This is a genomic window from Variovorax sp. V116, assembly GCF_041154435.1.
Classification (GTDB): domain Bacteria; phylum Pseudomonadota; class Gammaproteobacteria; order Burkholderiales; family Burkholderiaceae_C; genus Variovorax; species Variovorax paradoxus.
This window is the reverse complement of sequence record NZ_AP028661.1, coordinates 702,080-723,362: the sequence shown is the minus strand read 5'-3', so window position 1 is coordinate 723,362 and position 21,283 is coordinate 702,080. Positions and strand designations below refer to the sequence as shown.

The window sequence follows — 21,283 nt, the reverse complement described above, 5'->3', positions numbered from 1 at the left end:
GGCCCGGATGAACTGGGCTCGGACGAACTGGGCTCTGACGAGCTGGGCTCGGACGAGCTGGGCTCGGACGAACTGGGCCCGGATGAACTGGGCCCGGATGAACTGGGCTCGGACGAGCTGGGCTCCGACGAGCTGGGCTCCGACGAGGTCGGCCCGTCGCCGCCGGCGGATGGATCGCTGGAAGATCCGCCGTCGGGCACGGCAAAGGGGTCGTAGTCCGATGAGAAGGCGTCGCCCCGGGTGTTCTGGGTGCTCGTCGGCGCGTCCTTGTCCATGGTGCCCGCGCCGTCGGTGGCCAGGCGGTTCAGGCGCGCGGCCAGGCCCGGGTGCCCGGCAGCGGCGGCATCCCGGGCCGCCTGCGCCAGTTCCGCCTTGGCATCGCTGTACTGGTCCGACAGCTCGGCGAACCCGATGACGGAGGACATGAAGCCCACGTTCACCCCTTCCAGCACGCCGACGATCGCCAGGAACTCCGCGCCCTCGCTCAGCACCGTGGCGCCGCCGCCGGCGGCCCCTCCACCGGGCACGTACATCTTCATCGAATTCATCTCGATGTGCGGCCCCACCGCGATGCTCAGCTTGGCGGCGGCCACCGCCTCGAACTGCAGCGCCAGCGTGTTGCTGATGCTCGCACCCATGAAGGTGTCGATGGCCACGCCGAGAAAGGTGCTGCGGGCCAGCCCCATGTTCGTCTCGCTCGCCATGCCGACGTAGCCGCTGTTGTTGTTCCCCATGACCGTGACGTTGTTCTCGATCGACGTCTGGTTGATCTTGCCAACCGCCAGGATCGAGGCGTCCGTGTTGCTCAGCACGCTGAACTTGTTCGCCATGATCGAGTAGGGGCCGCTGGGCACCGCCATCACCGCGGAATTGGCACCGGTGATCTTCCATTCGAAGTGCGGCGTTTCCATCACGATGGTGGCCGCCTGAAGCCCATGTTTCCGGAGACGGTGAAGGTCTGGTTGCCGCTTACCTTGCGCGTTTCATTGCCTGTGGTGTGGTCGATGCGGTTGCCCGAGGTCTTGGTGCGGATGTCGCCCTTGGCCTCGACCTGGTGCACGCCGTCCACCGTGGTGACCTGGTTGCCGACGATCTTGTTTTCCTGGTTGCCGATGACCTTCAGGCTCTGGTTGACGTCGACGATGTGCGACTCGTTGTTCTTGACGTGGATGCTGCGGTTGCGCGTGACGGCCAGGCTCTGGTCACGCTGGACGATGCCGCTCTGGTCGCGCTCGACCACCAGGCTCTGGTCGCGGCCCACGGTGGTGGAATCGTCGCGCTCCACGCTGCGGCTCATGTTGCGCTCCGCATGGATGTTGATGTTCTCCTCGCCCTTCTTGTCCTCGAACATGATCTCGTTGTAGTTCGCGGGACCGCCGCCGGGCGTGGAGCGGGTCTTGAAGCCGCTCTGCGTGGGCGACTTGTAGGAATGGGCTGGTCGTCGTTGTAGACGCGGCCCACGATGATCGGCCGGTCGGGGTCGCCGTTGATGAAGTCGACGATCACCTCCTGGCCGATGCGCGGAATGAAGTACCCGCCCCAGCCCTTGCCGCTCCAGGGCTGCGACACGCGCACCCAGCAGGTCGACTTCTCGTTGCTCTCGTCGTAGCGGTCCCAGTGGAAGTGCACCTTCACGCGGCCGTGCTCGTCCACGTGCAGCTCGTCGCCCGCGGGGCCGACCACGATGGCCGTCTGCGGACCGGGCATGGTCACGCGCGGCGTGAGGCGCGGCGGCCGGTAGGCCCGCTCCATCGGTATCGCGGTGATCAGGAATGCGCTGGTGCCCGGCTGCGAGGTGCTGAGCATCGGCGTGCTGGCGATCAGGTCTTCCAGCACCTGCAGCGTGTCGGCGTTCACCGCATCGTCGCGCAGCACGCCGGCCAGCGCCGTGCGCAGGTCCTGTGGAACGGCCGTGCCGGCGCCCACGCTTTCATAGCCAGGGTGGCTTGCCATGAAGGTGCAGGCCGCGATCACGTAGTCGCCGTTGCGCGTGCCGTCGGGGTCGCCCTCGAACTTGAAGCTGCGCCCCGCGGCCACGTCGGGCCAGGTGGTCAGCGCCCAGTGGCGGTCGCGGCGCGCGTTGAGCTCGTCGCCGCGCAGCTTGGTGCGGTTCTCGCCGTCGTCGCCCGTGAAGTAGCCGCCCGGGAATTCGAACTCCTCGAAGTCGGCGAGTTCGTGGTCGTCCTTCACGTCGATGGTGGCAGCCAGCTTCTTCTTGATCGCCTTGAAGTCGCTGTCGCGCGAGGCCTGCTTGCCGGTGTCGAACTGGCGTGCGCTCACCCAGCGCGAGATCTCGTTGTGGCGCGCCTCGCTCGCGTCGCTGGACATGTAGCGCAGCGTGCCTTCCACCGGCAGCTTCTCGTGCGCCAGGTCGCTCGCGTCCGACAGGTGCATGGTGCCGGGCGCGTCGTGCGCGTCGAACCAGTAGTAGATGCCTTCGTCCTCCAGCAGGCGCGAGAGGAACTGGTAGTCGTTCTCCTGGTGCTGCACGCAGTAGCGCCGGGGCGTGTGGGTGCCGATGACGTTGCCGGCCTTGGTCTTCTTGAAGCGCTTGATCGGGCTGTCTTCGAAGACCGCGTCGAGCACCTCGAGCACCTTCTTGTCCTGCAGGATGCGCGAGTTGGTGCGCTTGGTGAGCAGCCAGAACCACGAGCGCAGCGTGATGCGGTATTCGAAATGCCTTCCCACATGCCCGGCCCGCACGAAGCGCACCGCATGGCCCTGGCAGTGGCGCTCGTGCACGCCGCCGTCCTTGTCCTGGAACTGGATGACCACGTCGAAGGCGCGGCCGAGAATGTCCTTGGCATCGAGCGCCTTGTTCTTCGACAGCACCGTGAGCTCGTAGGCCGACGGACGCGCCAGCGCCTCGTGGCCCACGATGCGCCAGAACATCAGGTCGTCCTTGGCGGGTGAATCTGTCTCGATGCGGAACTCGTGATCGGCCATTTTTTACTCTTGATGCGCAGTTGCTCAGTCGAACGCGTAGGTGAAGTCGGCATCCTTCACATCGAGCGCGACGCGGCGGATCTCGCCGCCCGAGGCCAGCCGCTGCAGGTACTCGACCGAGATGGTGGGCAGCACCGTGTTGGTCAGGATCGCGTCGATCACGCGTCCGCCCGACTCCGGGTCCTGGCAGCGCGCAACCACCTGGTCGACCACCGCGTCGCTGTACTCGAAGGGCACGCCGTGGTTGGTCTCCACGCGCTTCTTGATGCGGCCCAGCTGCAGCCGCACGATCTTCTTCATCATGTCGGGCGACAGCGGGTAGTAGGGAATGGTGACGATGCGGCCCAGCAGCGCGGGCGGGAACACCTTCATGAGCGGCGCTTTCAGCGCATCGGCCAGCGCGGTGGAATCGGGCAGCAGCTCGGGGTCGCGGCACATGCTCATCACCAGCTCGCTGCCGGCGTTGGTGGTGAGCAGGATGATCGTGTTCTTGAAATCGATCATGCGGCCCTCGCCGTCTTCCATCCAGCCCTTGTCGAACACCTGGAAGAAGATCTCGTGCACGTCGGGGTGGGCCTTCTCGACCTCGTCGAGCAGCACCACGCTGTAGGGCCGGCGGCGCACCGCCTCGGTCAGGATGCCGCCCTCGCCGTAGCCCACGTAGCCCGGCGGCGCGCCCTTGAGCGTGGAGACCGTGTGCGCCTCCTGGAATTCGCTCATGTTGATGGTGATGATGTTCTGCTCGCCGCCGTACAGGGCCTCGGCCAGTGCCAGCGCGGTCTCGGTCTTGCCCACGCCCGAGGTGCCGCAGAGCATGAACACGCCGATCGGCTTTTGCGGGTTGTCCAGCCGCGCGCGAGACGTCTGGATGCGCCGCGCGATCATCTCCAGGCCGTGCTTCTGGCCGATGACGCGCTGGTTGAGCGTGTCGGCGAGCTTGAGCACCGCCTCGACTTCGTTCTTGACCATGCGGCCGACGGGAATGCCGGTCCAGTCGGCCACCACCGAGGCCACCGCCTGCTCATCGACCGAAGGCAGGATCAGTGGCGACTCGCCTTGCACCGCATGGATCTTGGCCTGCAGCGCATGCAGTTCTTCAAGCAGCGCAGCCCGGTCTTCGCCCCCTCCCCCGCCGGGGGAGGGCTGGGGTGGGGGCACGTCGGCTTTCGCATCGCCATCGGCGGACGCAGTGTCCACCGGCTTGCTCCCCGCACGCAATTTGCTGCGCAATTCCAGCAACCGATCGACCAGCCCCTTCTCTTCCTTCCAGCGGGCGTTGAGCGTTTCCAGCTGCCCGTTCGATTCCAGCAGCAGCGCGGTGACCTGCGCCGCGCGCTTGGTCACGTCGATGCCGATGGCTTCCTCGCGGCCGATGATCTCCTGCTCGACCGTGAGTCCCTCGATGCGGCGCATGCAGTCTTCAACTTCAGGCGGCGTCGCGTGCTGACTCACAGCCACGCGCGCGCATGCCGTGTCGAGCAGGCTCACGGCCTTGTCGGGCAATTGGCGCGCGGGAATGTAGCGGTGGCTCAGCTTCACGGCCGCCTCGATGGCCTCGTCGAGCAGCTGCACGCGGTGGTGCTTCTCGAGCACGCTGGCCACGCCGCGCAGCATCAGGATGGCCTTCACCTCGTCGGGCTCGGGCACCTGCACCACCTGGAAGCGCCTTGTCAGCGCCGGGTCTTTCTCGATGTACTTCTTGTACTCGGCCCAGGTGGTGGCGCCGATGGTGCGCAGGTTGCCGCGCGCCAGTGCCGGCTTCAGCAGGTTGGCCGCATCGCCGGTGCCGGCCGCGCCGCCCGCGCCCACCAGCGTGTGGATCTCGTCGATGAAAAGAATGATGGGCGTGGGCGATGCCTGCACCTCGTCGATCACCTGGCGCAGCCGCTGCTCGAACTCGCCCTTCATGCTGGCGCCGGCCTGCAAGAGGCCGATGTCGAGCGTGAGCAGCTTCACGTCCTTGAGCTGCGGTGGCACGTCGCCGCGCGCGAGGCGCTGCGCGAAGCCTTCGACCACGGCCGTCTTGCCGACGCCCGCCTCGCCCGTGAGCAGCGGGTTGTTCTGGCGGCGCCGCATCAGGATGTCGACGATCTGGCGGATCTCCTCGTCGCGTCCGGTGATCGGGTCCATCTCGCCCTTCTTGGCCTTCTCGGTGAGGTCGACCGCGAACTTCTTGAGCGCATCGCCCTTGCCCATGGCGGCGGGCGCCATCGCGCCCGAGTCTTCGCCGGGCGCGCCGCTGCCCATGCCGGTGCCGTCCTGCGCGCGCATCTGCGATTCGGGCGAGGCGTCGCAGATCTTCGCGAAGTTGTCGGCCAGGTCCTCGACCTTGACCTTCTCGAACTGCCTGGACAAACCGAACAGCGGGTTGCGCAGGCTCTGCGTCTTCAGCATGCCCACCAGGATGTAGCCGGTGCGCACCTGCGCTTCGCCGAACTGCAGCGTGGCGTAGGTCCAGGCGCGCTCGATGGCGTTCTCGATGTGCGGCGAAAAATCGCTGATGGCGGTGGCGCCGCGCGGCAGGCGGTCGAGCGCGGCCGTCATGTCCTTGGCGATGACCGACACGTCGAGGCCGTAGTGCTGGATCACGCGGTGCAGGTCGGAGTCCTGCGCCTGCAGCAGCTGGGCGAACCAGTGCTCCAGTTCCACATACGGATTGCCCCGCATCTTGCAGAACACCGTGGCGCCCTCGATGGCCTTGTAGGCCAGCGAGTTGAGCTTGCCGAAAAGGGCGGTGCGACTGATTTCACTCATGGAAGACTCCGTATCTGTTGAAGACGATTCATGCCGGTAAATTTGAAGTTCGGCGATCCGTGTCCGGCGTCAATGCGCAGAAAGCCTTGCGCTGGCCAGCCACCCTTGCACGTCCTGCCCCGCCTCGCGGCGCGGAATGATCGGCTCGATGCGAACGGCACCAAAGCCGGCAGCCGCAAGGCAGGCCTCCACATGCGCAGCCGCATGGCGGTAGCGGCCGCTGCCTTCGAGCCTGAAGTCGTGCTGCCCGCCGGGCATGGCCTCGACCGTGAACACCACCCCGCCCGCCGGACGCAGCGCGCGCGCGGCCGCCGCCAGCACCTCGTGCAAGTCGCCGAAGTAGCACAGCGTGTCAGCCGATATCACCAGGTCGAAGCGGCCGGGCTGCGTGTGCAGGTAGTGGGTGAGCTCGGCCTTGTGCAGCACGTCGTAGCCGCCGCGCTGCTCCGCGCGCTGCAGCATGCCGACCGACAGGTCGCAGCCGGCCAGGTGCGCGGCCCAGGGCCGCAGCAGCGGGGCGCAGAGCCCGGTGCCGCAGCCGGCATCGACCACGGCCAGGCTCGCGGCCGGCGCGCCATGCATTTGCTGCACCGCCTGCGCCACCAGCTCGGGCGCACGGTAGTGCAGCTTCTCCAGGCTGGCGTCGAAGCTTCCGGCGTAGCTGTCGAACACGGTCTCCACATAGCCGTCGCTGGCGCGCGCGGGCGCCTGCCCCTCGCAGGCGGCCAGCAGGTGCGTGACCACGGGATTGCCTGGATCCTCGGCCAGCCACTCCCGGTACATGCCAAGGGCCTGCCCGTGCTCGCCGAGCAGTTCCAGCGCACGAATCACCTGCGAGCGGGCGCTCAGGTTGCGCGGCTGCAGCAGCACCGCACGACTGTTGGCGATCACGCTCTCGTGGATGCGCCCCTGCTCCATCAGCGCGATCGACAGGTTGTACCAGGCCTCGCTGAATTCCGGCCGCAGTTCGATCGCCTGGCGGCTCACGCGCTCGGCGGCTTGCCAGTGGCCCTTGCGGCGTTCGAGCGATGCGATGTTGCTCAGCGCATCGGCGCCTTCGTCGCCTCCTTTGGCGAAGGAGACGCTGTTGCCGTAGGCCAGCATCGCGTCGTCGATGCGGCCGGTCTCGACCAGCAGGTTGCCCAGGTTGTTCCAGGCGCCGCTTTGCGCGGGTTGCAGCGTGAGCGACCTTCCGATCAACGCGATGCTCTCATTGCTGCGGCCTTGCGCATGGCGCAGCAGGCCCTGGTAGTGCAGGGCGTCGGGGTCGGCCGGCGCGGCCTCCAGGAGGCGGTCCAGCAATCGGCCCGCCGCGTCCAGCTTCTGCGCCTTGACCAGGGCCGCAGCTTGCGCCAGCGCGGCCGCGTGCGCCGTCGTGTCCGGCTGCACGGGCGTCGTCGTCATGCAGCGGCTCCCACGGTGGCCTGGGCGCTGCGGGCACTCATCGGGCGGTTGCCGATGCGCACGTCCGCCGCATCCTTGGCACGCGTGCGCTGGCCGAGCCAGGAGACCCAGCCCAGGCGCGGCGCGTTGCCCTTGGCCTGGCCAAGGCGCGTGGCGGGCACCTGCGTCGTCTCGAGCACCAGCTCGGCGTCCCATTCGAGTTCGTCGCCGAGCAGCTGCTGCATCCAGCGCTGCAGCACCGGCTGCGCGTTGCCGGTCGGCAGGAACATGCGGTACTGCGCGAGCGTGAGCGGGCCGATGTGCAGGCGCACACGGTGCTGCCGGTCCCACGCGCGCGTGCCGAGCATCGCGCCCATGCCCATCGAACGCGAACTCTCGCCCTGCCCCAGCCGCGTGAGCTCGCCCGCGGGCAGGCTCATCCAGTGGCCGACCCAGCGCTCCAGCTTCACAGGCACGCCGAAGTAGCTGCACAGCACCGACTCCACGCTCTCGGCGTTGTGCACGCGGCGCGCGAGCCAGCCCGAGAAATGCAGGCGCGCATCGTCGTGCACCTCGTCGCGCTCGATGCGGCCCGGCGTGCCGATGCCCACGAACGCGCCAACCTGCAGGCGGAAGCGGTCCTCGCCCGGCCGGTCGAGCGCCACCGCGGGCCGCGCCTGCGCCCAGGCGCGGTAGAAGTGCAGCGAGAAGCGGTGCAGAAAGCTGTCGAGAAAGGCCAGCCAGGTCGGATCGCCATGGTTCAGGCTGCGCTCGCGGATGAAGTCGCTCAGGTGCACCGGCAGCGGACCGTTGGGCCCGACATAGCTGAAGAAGTGCTGGCGCAGGCGCGGCGGCGAATACGCGCTGGCCGGCTCGAAGCGGCTGAAGCTGGCCGGCGCGAACGACAGCGACGGCTCCTGTCCCACGCGCACCGGCTCCGCGCTCGGCAGCAGGGCGCGGCCCCAGCGCGGCGTGGTCGCGGCCACCGACTCCAGCCGGCGCAGCACCGCAAAATAGTCGAAGGACCACGGCTCGGCCGACCATCCGCGCAGCGCGGCGTCGACTCTCCCGGCTACAGAATCTGCCGGGTCCCGCACAGCGGCCTCCATCGCATGGTCTCGCCCCGGCCCGCCACGCGCAGCACGGTCTCGACGAAATGGTTGACCTCCACATGGCGCGCCAGAAAGCGCGCCATCACCGCGCCGAACAGGAACACGCTGTGGCCGTGGAATGCGTCCTTGTCGACCTCGAGCGTCACTTCGAGCCCGCGCCCGAAAGCGATCGGCCCCTTGAGCGGCAGGCGGCGCGCCACGGGCTTGGCTTTCACCGAGAGCAGGCCGCGCACCTGGCCCTGGCGCATCTCGTCGGCATGCGTGGCATAGAGCATCAGCGTTTCGCGCAATGCGGCGGCGCCTTGCTCCGGCGTGCTGTCGGAGATCGACAGGTAGTTGAGCGCCAGGTGGTCGACCACCCGCCAGCCCAGCCCCTGGCTCACCACCGGCGACACCGGCCGCGAAGGACCGCGCACCATGCGTACCCGCTGCACGGGGAAGGAGTCGACGCAGTCGAAGTCGTTGTCGCGTCCCAGCGGCATCAGGAGCGGCAGGTCGCGGTTGGTGCACAGCGCGGCCACCGCAAGCTGCCGCAGCGCGGCCGCATACGGCGCCTGCTGCGGATCGACGATCTGCATGTAGACCTCGGAGCCGATGTGGCTGCTGCGATGGCCCTCGGTGCGCTGGCGCACCGACAGCATCCGCGGCTCGCGCGTGGTCGTGAAGTAGGCCGGATGGCTGTGCCGCGTGCCATGGAAGGCCGAATAGAAAGGGCGGAACACCTGTTCGGCCGCCGCTGCATCGGCGCCGGGTGCGCCGTGGCCGATGACCTCGGTGACGGTGTGCACCTCGAAATCCTGCGGGCGCGTGCGGTCGGGCACCAGATGGAACTGGCTCACGCCTTCGGTCAGCGGCACGCGGTCGAGCCGCTTGTTGAACAGGTTGACCACCGGCACGCAGTGCAGCTGCACGTTGTCGGCGCTCACCAGTTTTTCGAGCGCCGCATCGCCGCGCGAGAACAGCAGCACGAGCTCGACCTCGGCGACCGGCATGGCCGCAAGCACCGACTGCAGCCCGGCGATGCGCAGGAATTGGAAGCGCTGTGGAAACGCGAAGTACTCCTGCAGCAGCCGAAAGCCCGAGAAGCCCGTGGCCGTGACCGGGAGCAGCGCTTCATCGTCCTCGAAGCCGACCGGTTGGATCGCCGTGGCCGGCAGGCTCTGCGCCGCGCCCTGCAGCGCACCGGTGGGCGACAGCGGCCGCACCATCACGCCGATGGGCTGGCCCAGCGCGCACTCCTGCAGCTGCCATGCCACGTCTTCGGCGCCGCCCAGGTGCAGCACCAGGTCGTCGAGCTGAATCTGGCTGAAGTTGAGCCCCGCCGTCGCATGCAGCGTGATGCGCAGGCCGCCACGGATGGCGCGGGACTGGGGGTGCGTGGCGAGCGGCAGGTCGGGCGCATAGGTGAAGTACTGGGCGCGCTGGATCTCGATCGGCCAGATGCGCAGCGCGCTCGAGGTGCGGAACTCGCAGTGCGTGTTCTGCCCCACGGCCTGCCGCGCGCGCAGGCCCGCGCCGCGCGGCAGCCTGGGGCCGGTCGCAAGGTTGGCGTCGTCCAGGTCGGGCGAGAACGAGACGACCGCCATGGCGGGCGTGGGCGCGAGGAAATTCGGATAGACGATGTCGAGCAGGTGGCCCGTGAAGCGCGGGTATTCGGCATCGAGCTTGAGGTTGACGCGCGCCGACAGGAAGGCCGTGGCCTCGATCAGCCGCTCGACGTACGGATCGGCGACCTCCTGGCCTTCGATGCCCAGGCGGTGCGCGATCTTCGGAAAGGCGCGCGCAAACTCCGAGGAGCTCTCGCGGAAGTAGCGCAGTTCCTGTTCATACAGGTTCAGCAGCCGAGGGTCCATGTCGGACTCACCTTGGGTTTTGCGCCATGTCCACGATCTCGATGCGTCCTTCTTCCAGGTCTACACGGCTTCGCATCAGGAACTCGAGCGGCACGGGCTGCGCCCACAGCATGCCGCGGATCTGCAGGCCGATGCTGTTGTGCGAGTCGAGTGCCGAGCCTTCCATGACGAGTTCAACTTCGAGAGTGCGGGACAAAATGCGCGGCTCGAACTGCAGGATTGCGTTCTTCAAAGCCTGTTCCATGCTGACACGCTGCACCGACGAGGTGAACTGGCCAGACAGCATAGGCAATCCGTAGTTGATGACCGAGCGCGCGGCGTTCGGGTATTGCTTGTCGTCCATCGCAAGGCCGAAGCCGGTGGCGTTGAAGAGCCAGCTCAGGTCACGCAGCACGGCCGAGCGCAGCGCCTGCTTGGTGAGCGTGCGCTTGTCGTCGCTCTCGCGCTTTTCGGTGGGCGCGTCGTCGACCAGGCGGTCGAGCAGCGACGGCTGCAGGCGCTCCTGGGCAGTGAGCTCGGCCACGATCAGCCGCCTGCGTCGCCGGGGCCGTCCTGCGCTGCGGCAGAGGCGGTGGGCGTGAAAAGGATCTCGCGCACGTCCATGAGCGCGTACTCGCCGGCGTCGCTGCCGAGCACGCGCTGGCCGCGGCCGGCCCAGACCTCGGGGCGCAGTTCGCGCCACTCGGTCTTGCGCGCGAGCCGCAGCTCGCCGTCCTCGCTCTGCTCGGTGCCTTCGTAGCGGGTGGGAATGAGCGCCAGGGTCTCGCCGCCGTTCTCGAACTGCAGGTGCGCGGGCATCCAGACGCAATCGCGCAGGTCTTCGGGCGGCTCGATCCTGATGTGCGCAAGCCGCGCGTAGGGAATCCAGTAGTACTTGCCGTTGACGAAGGCTTCGAGCACCGGGCCCAGGCGCATGTCGGCATCGGCCAGCCATTCGAAGGGCACGCCGTCGATGGTGCCGGCGATGGCGGGTGCGCCATCGAAGGCCCGCTGGCGAAGGTCCTCGGCCAGTTCGCTCTCGCCGCGGCCCTGGCGCAGCAGCGATTCGATCAGCAGCGCCAGCCATTCGTCGGGCTGGCCGAAGATCATCGGCGTGCGCGTGCCGGCGAACACCTCGGCGCGCAGGCCTTCGCAGCGCACGGCGTCGCCATACACCTGCTTCATGGGAACGGCGAGCGCATCGAGCTCGGCCGCCACGGTGAGCTGGTTGAGCGCGCGTTCCCACTGGCCCAGCACGCACAGCAGCTGCGCCATGAAGACGCGGTGCTTGCTGTCGGCGGGCTTGGCGCGGACCTCGTCGCTCAGGGCCTTGAGCGCGCCGACGGGGTCGGCGGACTTGAGGAGTTCGGCGGAGCTGGCCATGTCAGTTCCCCGCGAAGGTGCAGGTGCGGACGGCACCCCGCGCGCCGGTCTGCTGCTGCGGCGCCGAGCGGATCTCCAGCTTCGTGTAGTCGAAGAAGATCAGGTCGCAGGGCCGCTTGGGCGTGCCGCCGGTGACGATGGCGTGGCAGTTCACGCGCGCGCCTTCGAGCACGAATTCGAGGTGCGACTGCTGGTCCTTGGAACTGTCTCCGCCGGCCTTGAAGACCGAGATGGTCACCTTCAGGTCGCTGTCCTGGCTCTTGAGCAGGCTCGCGATGGAGGCCGTGGCCGCATCGCAGTCGCGGATCACGATGAAGGCGTGGTTGCGCAGCTTGCCCTTGGTGGAGCCGGGCGGAACGACGACGTCCGACTTGTACGAGTAGCCGCCGATGTCCATGCGCTGCTTGCCGTCTTCGTAGGTGCGCTTGGACTCTCCCTCGATCGGCGAGCCCTTGCTCTCGATCATCATCGCGAAGTCGTTGCCCGATTCGCCCGACAGGTAGTCGAGCAGGCGCAGGGCCTCGTCGGGGTCCAGTTTTCCATCGTAGGTCCAGCTCATGTCGATCTCCTGAAAAAAATCCGGTGGTCTGTCGTTACCTGGCGGACAAGGCTTCGCCCGCCCAATGCACCATCGCGGCAAAGCTCTGCCGCTCGCTGTCTTGCTGCAGGGCGCCGCGCACCCGCACCTGGGCCACCCCGTCGGCCGTGCCGGCGCCGAACAGGCGCGGCGCGCTGTAGGGCGTTGCCGGCGCGGCCAGCACCAGCAGCCGGCCGCCTTCGGCGTTGAACCAGGGCAATTCGAAGCGCTTGACGGCGGGCGCGTCGCGCGTGCCGCGCTTGAAGCGGTTGGTCTCGCCCGGGTCCCCGGGGTAGACCTGGCGCGCGCCGCCCTGCGGGTCGATGCCGACGACGACAAGGTCCACCGAGCGCCCGGTGGCATTGCGCACATTGAGCACGGCGCGCTCGCCGGCACGCAGCGGCAGCAGCCCGGCGCCGGCCTGGCGGGCCGGGCCGCTGCGCACCAGGCGGTCGCCGTTCCACACTTCGAACAATGCGTCGAAGCCCTCGAACTGCGCATCCCTGGCAATGCTGTAGAGCTGGTTGAGCCACTTGAGCCGGGCCAGCATTTCAAGATGCCGGCGGGCCGCTGCGGCATCGGCCGGCACAGGCCTGGCGCCGGCGCCGAGCGCGGGCGAGAGCACGTCGAGCCGGGAGGCGCTCCAGTGCACGTCGGCACCGTCCGCCGCGGCCACGGCGACGACCGAGGCGGGGTAGTCGAGGCTCAGCCCGGGCGGCAGGCCCTGCTCCGCGCGCACGCGCAGCGCGACCGACGCCGGTTCGCCGAGCGGCGTGATGTTCCAGAGCGCGGCGCCGGACAGCTCGCGCAGCGCGGGCGGCACCGCCATGCGCGCCTTGTCGGTGTAGGCCTGCAGCAGCAGGCCCTCGGCGCTGCGCACCGTGCCGTCTTCCATCGTGGCCAGCACGCGCAGCGGCTGCTGCGCCACCAGGCCGTCGAGCTGGCCGGCCTGCAGGACCAGCGCGTCGCCGGAGCGCTGCGCACGCCACACCGGCCGCGTCGAAACCGGCTGCGCGCGGTTGGCGAAGATCGGCGCATCGAGGTTGCCCTCGGCCACCGGCGATGGCAGCTCGCGCGTGGGAAAGCGCTGCGCGAGTTCGTCGATCACCGGCGGATAGGCCGCGAGCACGCCGTCGAACAGCTCGCGCCAGGTGGCGGGCCGGCGCGAGAGCGCCTCCACCACGGCCCAGGTCAGGAGGCCCTGCGGGCGCGCATTGCGGCTCTTGCGCGGCAGCCGCAGCTCGGGCGTGATCTGGTGGCTCTCGGAGGCGAAGAGCGCGACATAGCGCGCGCGCGGCACCGGCTCGGCCGCGGCGGCAGGCCGCGCCACGGCAGCGCGCGCCGCCGGGGCGGGCGCCCCGAGCAGCTGTCCGATGCGCAGGCCGCGCCAGCGCACCTCGTCGTCGGCCGGCCCATCGGCGATGAGCGGGCTCTCGGCCGTGCCGCTGCGGGTCATCGAGTTTGCCGAGCAGGTGTCGAAGATGGAGGCGACGAACACGTTGCGCGCGAGGAGGGCCTGGATCCAGGCATCGAAATCGGCATCGCGCAGGTCGCCCGTGAGCGCGCTGTCGCTGCCGAGCGTGCCGCGCACATCGCGCGCGAGAAAGTTTTCCGAAAGGCCGTCGGGCTCCTGGTAGAGCTTGCTGCTGTCGCGCAGGCGGGTGCCGTGGCCCGAGAAGTAGAGCAGCACGAAGTCGCCGCTTCTCGATTGCGCGAGCAGCCGGCCGAGCGCATCGTGGATGGCCTGCGATTCGGGCAGCACCGCGCCGCCCACGCCGTCGGCGAGCACGGTGATGTCGGATGGGGCAAAGCCCTGCTTCAGCAAGGCATCGCGCATCAGCATCACGTCGTTGCGCGGCGCCTGCAGCCACAGGGCCTGCGGCTGGTTGACGAGTTCGGAAACGCCGACGAGCAGGGCGCGCTGGGTGGCGAAGGAAAAGCTGCTGCAGGCAAGCAGCCACGCCATTAGCAACGTTTGCCGGAAGCGCCGCTGTGTTGCTCCCTCTCCCCTTGGGGAGAGGGCTGGGGTGAGGGCCGGCGGCGATGGCGAGGGCGATGCTTTTGCGAAGGCACCCACCCTCACCCTGCCCCTCTCCCGCAAGCGGGAGAGGGAACAAGACAGCACGCAGGCCGATGTCATGGCCGCCCCGAGACCGGTCCGGCCGACTCGACCAGCGGCGATGCCGCAAGCACCGCGCGGCCGCCGACCGGATCGGCCGCGCGCAGCCGCCAGACGCCGTTCGCATCCGGCCCGCCGACCACCTCGGCCGGCATCGAGCGCAGCAGGCGGCCGGCCTCGTCGATGCGCACGCCGTCCTTCCAGCGCACGACCAGGTTGGCTTGCGTTGCAACGGGCACGGCGGGCACCGCACGAAAGCGCACATCGTCTTGCTCCGCATCCCGGCTGCCGAGCAGGCCGGTGTTCTGCACCACCGCGAACAGCGCCAGCACCGCGAACGCGGGACGCAGCCATCCGCCGGAACCGAACCAGTGCCGGATGCTGCCCCACCAGCCGCCTTCGGGCCGCGGCTGCGGCCGGGCGCGCGGCACGCTCGGTGGCGCCGATGTGCGGCTCGAAGCCGGCTGAAGGGCCGTGCCCAGCTGCGATGCGGCGGAGCGATAGAGCGCCTGGTAGTCGGCACGCGGATCCTGCGCAGCGAGCGGCGTACCGGACAGCACCGAGAACACGCCGCCCACGGTGCGCAGCGCAATGCGCCCGGGCTCGGGCGCGATGGCCAGCGGCGCCTGCGCGGCCCATTCGTCGTGCACCGCGCGGATCGCGGCGAGCCGGGTGGCCGAGACCTCGCCGAGCACGCGCGCGCACAGCTGCGGACTCGGTTCGAGCGTGAGCATGTTCCAGGCCTGCACCAGGCCGAAGGCCGGCTCGAAGGGCTCGTCGTCGGGCTCGAGCAGCACGTCGAACGGCCCGGCCCAGTCGGCCTCGCCCGCGGCCATCCAGCCCTGCCACAGGTTGCCGTGGATGCAGCGGTCGAGCAGCACGCCGAGCAGCCGCCCTTCGTGCACCACGCTCACGAGGCGGCCCGGCGCCCAGCGCGCACTGAAGGCGCGCTGGGCGACAGCCTCGCGGCGCCGGGCCAATTCGGTGAGCGGAAGCACGAGATCGAGCACGGCACGCGGCGGCGCGGCCGCGGTGCCCTGCTGCGCGTCATGGGGTGCGGCACCGGGCATCGCGACGGCCGCCACGGCGGCTTCCTGGCCGGATGCACCTGGCGCGCCCGGCATCGCAGGCGCGGGGCCCGCGGCCTGGAATGCGCTTCGGATCACGCTGAGCGGGGGCCAGAGGTCGGTGTTCATGGCGGTCTGTTCCTGAATGGCTATGTCTTCAGGCATAAGACGCTTCAGCACCGAGGATTTTGAAAACCTGCAGGATCGCCGCCATGTTGCCGGGCTCGATCGCGATGCCCAGGGTCTGCTGGATCCAGCCCCCAAGCCGGGTCTTGGCGTAGTCGGCGGTGAGGCCCTCGCGCTTGTGCACCAGGCCCAGCCGGCCCGCGCGGTAGTGGTAGGAGGCGATGGCATGGCGCGAGGCAATGCCCGAGAGGCCGCCCTCGGCCTCCTTGCCGAAGCCCTCGCACAGCAGGATGCGCTCGGGCTCGGGCAGCTCTGCGATGAAGGCGCGCGCGGCCAGCTGCACCGCGCCGGCGCTCAGGCCGTGCTCCGCGAGGCAGCCTTCGAGGTCTTCACCGGCGCCCAGCGCATCTTCGAGCTGCGCTTCGCTGACCTGCTCGCCGATCGAGAGCTTGCGCCGGAATGCGCTCGCGCGCGTGCAGTCGATCAGGTAGCGGCGGAAGTACGCGCACAGCGCAAAGGCGGTGGAGGGCGCGCTGTGGCCCGCGCGCTCGTCGGCCTCGTCGGGATCGGCATCGAGCCGCAGCACCTTCACGTAGATGAACTGCGCCACCAGCTCCTGCCGGCCTTCGCCCAGCACCTGCAGCTCGGGCGGATTGCAGGCCACGAGCGCATCGCCCACGATGCGGTACATGGTGCCCATGTCGCCCGGGGACAGCGTCTGCCGGCGCTGCCAGAGGCGGACGAGTTCGGTGCTTTCCGCGGACGAAAGGGTTTCTTGCATGGGTCAGCGGCCGCCGCCGGGCCGCCCCAAGGCGGGCCGCGCCTCTCCCTCGGGGGGTGGAGTTACAGGAGCGCAGCGAGTGAAAAGCCGGGGGGCAGACATGACTCAGTCGTCCACGCACACGCCTTCGGTCGGCACCAGGCACTGCGGCAGGCCGGCGCCCGCCGGGCCGCCGCGCGTGCGGATGGCCGAGGACACCGCCGCCGTGGCCACCGCCAGGCCGCGCGGCAGCAAGATCCAGAGCTGGCCGCGCTCCTTCATGCGGCGCGCGTTGGTCGCGGCCTGCTGGCCGTTGCCGAAGAAATAGTCGGCCCGCACCGCGCCGCGGATCGCGCCGCCGGTGTCCTGCGCAATGGTCAGCCGCTGCATCGGCGCACCGGTGCCGGGCGCGCGGGTCGACACGAACACCGGGTAGCCCAGCGGCGTGCTGCGCGGGTCCACCGCGATCGAGCGGCCCGCCGACAACGGCACGCCGAACGCGCCCACCGGCCCACCCGAAGGCGACGGCGATTCCTTGAAGAACACGTAGCTCGGGTCCTTGATGCCCGAGCCGATCACCGGCCCGGCCGTGCGCCGCCCCGGCACCAGCACCGCGCCGCTGGCCGTGGGCTGCGCAAGCGTGAAGCCGCGCGTGCGGATGGTGCCGGTCGCGGGGCCGCCGACGTCGTCGTCCTCGTCGCCGTCGTCGAGCTGCAGTTCGATGGACGAGCCGCGCACCTTGACCGGGCTGCGCGGCTTGCCGTTGGCCGCCTGCGCCAGCGTGGGGCGGAAAGGCTGGCCGTTCTGCTCGGCATAGGCCACGCGGATGATGTCGCCGTTGGCCAGCTTGATGCGGCCCGAACCCTGGATCTGCATCTCATAGAGCGCGGTGGCGCTGCTCACGAAGGCCAGCACCTTCGCATTGGGCGCGCCCTTGGTCTCGATCTCTTCGCGCGTGTAGTAGGGCAGCAGTTGCTTGCCCTCGATGCGCAGGCGCACCTTGCGGTCGAGCGTGTCGCGCGTGATGGCCGAGAGGTCGAGCGCATAGAGCCCGGGCGCGCCCATGTCGCGCGTGCTGAGGCCGGTCTGCACCACCACGTTGCGGCCCTCGACCCGCGCCGCCACCGTGCCGTTGCCGGCCGGCAGCTTGCGCGCATCGGCAAACAGCATGTCCTCGGGCTGGCCATAGACCGGGTAGATGAACGGCGCCGCGTACTGCCGGCTGCCCGGGATCTCGGGCTCGAAGTAGCCGGTGACCACGCCATCGGGCTTGCGGTCGTCGTCGCGGATCTGGTAGGCCGAGAACTCCTGCTCGAAGAAGGCGCGGATCGCGCTGTTGTTCTTGCTGTCGACCCGGAGGGCGCGCGCACACACGTCCTTCCACTCGGCGCCGCGGCCGGTGAGCACCTTGCAGCTGCCGAGGAAGGCGGGCCAGCTTTCGGAGAAGTCGTCGCGCGCCCATCCGGGCACGGCATCGAAGCTGACCGAGGTGTAGGTGGCCAGCTGGGTCGAGAAGGTGCGCGCCTGGCCGGCCGTGCTCGAGCCGGCGGGGCGCGGCGGTGGTGGCGTCGTCGTCGTCGTCGTCGAGCCGGCGGCCGCCGCGCTGGCCGCCGTGTCCGAAGCGCCGGCGCTCGCCGTCGGCGGCGTGTTGGCGCAGCCCGCCGCAAGCATGGCTGCTGCGGTGGCCGCCCAGCGCAGGGCGGAAATGAAAAGAACCGGCGACGGTGTCGTGTTCATGAAAGCCTCCTTGTCCGGAAAGAGCGGCCCATCGGGCCAACGCTCTGCAGACGATTACTTCTCGACGATTTTGAAATTCGCGACGCCGTAGACGTCGTTGCACGGGGTGTTGGGCGCGCAGACCGGCTTGCCCAGCAAAGGCGACGGACCCGTGCCGCGGCTGGCTTCGAGCGCCGCCAGCACGGGCAGCGGAAATTGCGGAAACACGCCGTCGTTCTGCACGCCCGAACCGCCGAAGTCGCGCTCGTGCTCACTCACGAGCACCGCGAACTGATTGGTGCCGGCCGGACCGCCCGCATCCATCGGCCAGGAGGCGCGCGGCAGCGAGAGCGGGCTGCCTGCGGTGATCTTGTTGTACTTGTCGAGCAGGTTCGGGAACAGCAGGAACATCTCGCCGCCGCTGGACAGCAGGAACACGTAGACGAAACCCTCGCGCTTGCTGCGGACCTCGAAGGCGAGCTTGTCCTTGCCGATCGACACCTCGGCCTTCCTGGGCGCGGCCGTCACGTCGAAGCCCGGCGCCGCACCCGCCGCGAGCGACTGCAGCGATTCGAGCGGCGTGCGTGGCGCGGGCGGAGGCGGTGGTGGTGGCGGAGGTGCCTGGACCACGCGCGATTCGGGCGGCGGCGGCGGTGCAACGGCGACCTGCTTGCCGCCGCTGCCCTCTTCCACGCCCGCGCTGGTGCGGCCCTGGTACCACCACCAGCCGCCGCCGGCCACGGCGGCCAGCACCGCCACCGAGGCGATCGCGGCCACGGTCTTGCCGCCGTTCTTTCCGCCGGCACCCGTGCCCGGAGCGGGTGCCAGCGCGGGTGATGATGCCTTGCCGCGGCCGATCATCGTCGGCAGGTCGGCGTTGCTATTGTTGTTCCGTGCGCCTGAGCCGCCGGGCGTGGTGCGCGGCGTCGGCGCGATGCTGTGGCCCACCTCCAGGTCGAGCGCGGCGCGGAACTCGGCCATCGACTGCGGCCGCGATTCGGGCCGCACGCCCAGGCCCGCGTCGATCGCCTGCAGCAAACGCAGGCTGTAGCGCTGGCGCAGGATGTCGTTGCCCGCGAGCGGCACGTAGCTGTCGGACAGGAGCCGCGCCACCGAGGGCGGCGGCGCGCGCCCGCACACGGCCACATGCATCACCGCCGCGAGCGCGTAGACGTCGGTCCACGCGCCCTGCGACATGTCGGGCATCTCGGCGTACTGCTCGATGGGCGCGTAGCCAGGCTTGAGGATGACGGTGATCGCCTGCGTCTTGTCGGTGATCACGCGGCGCGCGGCGCCGAAGTCCAGCACCACCGGCCGGCCGGAGCCTTCGAGCAGGATGATGTTGTCGGGCGCGATGTCGCGGTGGTAGCAGTTGGCGCCGTGCATCACCGCCAGCGCCTGCGTCACGCCGTCCATGATGCGGATCAGCCAGGCCTCGTCCACGCCCGCGGGAATGGAGACCAACGCCTGGCGCAGCGTGTCGCCGCGGTAGAACGGCATCACCATGTAGGTGGTGCCGCGCTCCTGCCAGAAGCGGTAGACCTTCAGCAGCGAGGGATGGTCGAACTGCGCGAGCAGGCGGGCTTCGTTGATGAAGCTGCGCATGCCGAGGTCGAAGGTTTCGCGGTGGCGCTCGGACAGCGGGACCACCGTGCCGTCGTGCTGCCTTGTGGACAGCGATGTGGGCAGGTATTCCTTGATGGCGACGACGCGTTCCAGCGTGTGGTCCCAGGCTTCGTAGACCACGCCGAAGCCGCCCTGGCCGACGACCCGCGTGATCTCGAATTCGGCGAGGCGGCTGCCTACGGGGAGGAGGCCGGCCTCGCTGGTTTCTGCTGCAGCGGCGGCTGCTGCTGGTGGCGCGTTGGAGAGGCTTGTGGAGCCGGATGTGATGACGGTGGCGGAGGTGTCGGATTCGCTGTCTGCGGGTTGCTGCGCGGGCCTGGACATGACGCGGGTGCGGTCGTCTTCTGGGGGCATGTTGGGGTTTGGAGCTTCGGTCATTGACGGGCTCCTTTGTTTGTTTGTTTTCCGGAGCCGGGATGTCCGCCCGGCGGCGGACTCACTTTCTTTTGCTTCGCCAAAAGAAAGTAAGCAAAGAAAAGGCGACCCCACTGTCTGCGACCCTCCGCTTCGCTACGGGCAACCTGCGGTGCTCGCGTTTCGCGGGGTCTCGCAGAACTCGCTTCGCTTGTATGTTTGGGTGTCGGGGTGGAGGGACTCGCTTCGGATTCGGCCGCGGCAGCGGACCGACAGTTTTGAGATTTCTCCCGCCCCACCTTCCAACGTCGATCAGGAACTGAGCGGCGCTGCACCTGGCGGTGCAACGACCACCGATCTGAAGGCAAGCCAACGTGGCAGGTGGGCTGCACCCCGACACGACAAATTGTCCAATCGGAGGTGTTGTCATGCAAGAGCCCACCCTGTGCATCGGCGTGGATGTGTCCAAGGCCGAGCTGGTCATCGCCATGGGACCAGAGCGACGACCGTGCAGTGTCGCCAACGACGCTGTGAGTATCTCGAACTGGCTTCGAGCGATTCCGGCGCATGCGCTCATCGCCATGGAGTCCACGGGCCGCTATCACACTCTGTTGGCGCACCTGGCAAGCCAGGCCGGATTGAAGGTCTATGTGCTCAATGCGCGCGACGTCTACTTCTACGCGCGTGCCTTGGGCACCCGGGCCAAGACCGATGGCGTGGACGCCGGGGTGATTGCCCGGTATCTCGTCGAGCATCGTGCCCGGCTGCACCCCTGGCAACCTGGCAGCTCGTTGCAGCAACGGTTGCAGGATCTGCTCGCGCGCCGAGCCCAGGTGGCCACGCATCGATCGGCCTTGCGCCAGGTCTTCACAGGAATCGATACGAAGGGCATCGAGACTGCAAAACTGCAGGCGGCATTCGACGCCTTGCTGCAGTCGATGGACCAGCAGGTCCAAGCGTTGATCGCCAGCGATGCGCAGATGGCCCAGGGATGCGAGCGTCTGCGCACGATCACCGGCATCGGCCCGCAGACTTCGGCGTTGCTCGCCACGCTGCTGAGCCGCTTCGACTTCGCCAACGCAGATGCACTGGTGGCCTACAGCGGCCTGGACCCACGCCCCAACGACTCCGGCACCAAACGCGGGCGACGTCGCCTGAGCAAGAAGGGCCCACCGCTGCTGCGCCGGCAGATGTATCTGGCGGGCTTCGCCGCGAGTCACAGCAAGGCCCTCAAGCCGCTGTACCAGTCGATCCGTGCCAAGGGCTTCGCGACCACCGCGGCGCTGATGATTCTTGGGCGCAAGCTGTTGCGCGTGGCATTCGCTATCTGGAAGGGCAACGAGGTGTTCGATCCAGCTCGATTGATCCCTAAAACTGACTTGCAAAAAACATAGAACCTCAAACAGCTGCGAGCCCTGATCCGCGAAACCCTCCGCTCCTCGGCGCATACAGAGGGGAGGACAAACCACACGGGCCTTTGCTTCGCTCGGCCACCAAGCCCCAGCGGCGCGCAGCGCCGCGGTGGTTG

Annotated in this window: 13 protein-coding genes and 2 pseudogenes; 1 reads left to right on the top strand and 14 read right to left on the bottom strand. The window is 69.0% G+C overall.

Features of this window, described 5'->3' with window-relative positions; all coding sequences use genetic code 11:
* Nucleotides 1-18: 18 nt before the first annotated feature.
* From ACAM58_RS03310 to ACAM58_RS03245, 14 genes and pseudogenes are all read right to left on the bottom strand, one after another.
* Nucleotides 19-891 (bottom strand): annotated as a pseudogene (locus tag ACAM58_RS03310) (pentapeptide repeat-containing protein); the annotation flags it as partial.
* Between the two features lie 304 nt (nucleotides 892-1,195).
* Nucleotides 1,196-2,946: pseudogene (locus tag ACAM58_RS03305) on the bottom strand (type VI secretion system Vgr family protein); the annotation flags it as partial.
* A 24-nt stretch (nucleotides 2,947-2,970) separates the two neighbouring features.
* Complete coding sequence (tssH, locus tag ACAM58_RS03300; RefSeq protein ID WP_369664146.1) at nucleotides 2,971-5,700, bottom strand: type VI secretion system ATPase TssH; 2,730 nt, start codon at nucleotides 5,698-5,700, stop codon at nucleotides 2,971-2,973.
* Nucleotides 5,701-5,769: 69 nt separating this feature from the next.
* Nucleotides 5,770-7,104: a methyltransferase domain-containing protein gene (locus ACAM58_RS03295; protein ID WP_369664145.1), complete on the bottom strand. Its 1,335-nt coding sequence runs from the start codon at nucleotides 7,102-7,104 to the stop codon at nucleotides 5,770-5,772.
* Complete coding sequence (tssG, locus tag ACAM58_RS03290) at nucleotides 7,101-8,192, bottom strand: type VI secretion system baseplate subunit TssG (protein ID WP_369664144.1); 1,092 nt, start codon at nucleotides 8,190-8,192, stop codon at nucleotides 7,101-7,103. Before tssG ends, ACAM58_RS03295 begins: the two co-directional genes overlap by 4 nt.
* On the bottom strand, nucleotides 8,156-10,048 hold the full coding sequence (gene tssF / locus ACAM58_RS03285; RefSeq protein WP_307592875.1) for a type VI secretion system baseplate subunit TssF: 1,893 nt from the start codon (nucleotides 10,046-10,048) through the stop codon (nucleotides 8,156-8,158). Before tssF ends, tssG begins: the two co-directional genes overlap by 37 nt.
* Nucleotides 10,049-10,055: 7 nt before the next feature.
* Nucleotides 10,056-10,571, bottom strand: a complete 516-nt coding sequence (gene tssE / locus ACAM58_RS03280) for a type VI secretion system baseplate subunit TssE (protein WP_012745689.1) — start codon at nucleotides 10,569-10,571, stop codon at nucleotides 10,056-10,058.
* 2 nt (nucleotides 10,572-10,573) lie between these two features.
* Nucleotides 10,574-11,410 carry a type VI secretion system accessory protein TagJ gene (locus tag ACAM58_RS03275; RefSeq protein WP_062363594.1) on the bottom strand — a complete coding sequence of 279 codons (837 nt, stop codon included), beginning with the start codon at nucleotides 11,408-11,410 and terminating at the stop codon, nucleotides 10,574-10,576.
* A 1-nt stretch (nucleotide 11,411) separates the two neighbouring features.
* Nucleotides 11,412-11,969 (bottom strand): type VI secretion system tube protein Hcp, encoded by a 558-nt coding sequence (locus ACAM58_RS03270; protein WP_012745687.1) that lies wholly within the window; start codon nucleotides 11,967-11,969, stop codon nucleotides 11,412-11,414.
* 34 nt (nucleotides 11,970-12,003) lie between these two features.
* A complete protein-coding gene (locus ACAM58_RS03265) occupies nucleotides 12,004-13,953 on the bottom strand; it encodes a caspase family protein (RefSeq protein WP_369664143.1) in 1,950 nt (649 codons plus the stop codon).
* Between the two features lie 170 nt (nucleotides 13,954-14,123).
* Nucleotides 14,124-15,302 carry a hypothetical protein gene (locus ACAM58_RS03260; RefSeq protein WP_369664142.1) on the bottom strand — a complete coding sequence of 393 codons (1,179 nt, stop codon included), beginning with the start codon at nucleotides 15,300-15,302 and terminating at the stop codon, nucleotides 14,124-14,126.
* A 28-nt stretch (nucleotides 15,303-15,330) separates the two neighbouring features.
* Nucleotides 15,331-16,080 carry a hypothetical protein gene (locus tag ACAM58_RS03255; protein ID WP_012745684.1) on the bottom strand — a complete coding sequence of 250 codons (750 nt, stop codon included), beginning with the start codon at nucleotides 16,078-16,080 and terminating at the stop codon, nucleotides 15,331-15,333.
* A gap of 105 nt (nucleotides 16,081-16,185) precedes the next feature.
* Entirely contained in the window at nucleotides 16,186-17,796 is a 1,611-nt protein-coding gene (locus tag ACAM58_RS03250; protein ID WP_369664141.1) for a murein transglycosylase A, read from the bottom strand.
* Between the two features lie 54 nt (nucleotides 17,797-17,850).
* Nucleotides 17,851-19,779 (bottom strand): protein kinase, encoded by a 1,929-nt coding sequence (locus tag ACAM58_RS03245; RefSeq protein ID WP_369664140.1) that lies wholly within the window; start codon nucleotides 19,777-19,779, stop codon nucleotides 17,851-17,853.
* Between the two features lie 404 nt (nucleotides 19,780-20,183).
* Here ACAM58_RS03245 and ACAM58_RS03240 point away from each other — a divergent pair, with 404 nt between their 5' ends.
* Nucleotides 20,184-21,149 (top strand): IS110 family transposase, encoded by a 966-nt coding sequence (locus tag ACAM58_RS03240; protein ID WP_369663129.1) that lies wholly within the window; start codon nucleotides 20,184-20,186, stop codon nucleotides 21,147-21,149.
* The last annotated feature ends 134 nt before the right edge of the window (nucleotides 21,150-21,283 follow it).